The organism is Pseudoalteromonas sp. S4492 (assembly GCF_005886115.1).
Lineage (GTDB): Bacteria > Pseudomonadota > Gammaproteobacteria > Enterobacterales > Alteromonadaceae > Pseudoalteromonas > Pseudoalteromonas gelatinilytica.
Genome location: NZ_PNCP01000157.1, coordinates 1 through 370, shown reverse-complemented (window position 1 = coordinate 370; position 370 = coordinate 1). Strand labels below are relative to the sequence as shown.

Below are 370 nucleotides of genomic sequence, written 5' to 3'. Positions count from 1 at the left end.
GAATAGGGGGCATGGGTAGACCCGCGCCCTGGATCAGGTGTCTGGCTGCTTCAAGCGGTTTGGGTGATTGAGGAGATTCATTCATTATTATCACCTTTTATAAGCTTGATGGTGTTCTCGGCTGAGGCTTTCGGGATTCCGTCTGAGGGGCTGACTCAGTGGTTCGCAGTGCAGGAATGGCATTAAGGTATGCACTCTGACTGCCATGGCGACGAATGTAGTCAGTAGCACTCAGTGGGGGCTGGGTTTTGCTTTGCCAGGTTTCCCAGTCATCTACGACCAGTCCCTGCTCTTCCAGCAACTCAGCGTGCTCCTTGAGTTCTTCCAGACGACTGATCGTTGCTTTGATCTCCTCGGGCTGAAGCAATCC

General features: G+C 53.0%; 1 protein-coding gene. It reads right to left on the bottom strand.

Annotated features, from left to right (window positions below; genetic code table 11):
• Positions 1–97: 97 nt before the first annotated feature.
• On the bottom strand, positions 98–370 hold a 273-nt coding region (locus CWC28_RS22325), incomplete at its 5' end, for a hypothetical protein (protein ID WP_212746814.1).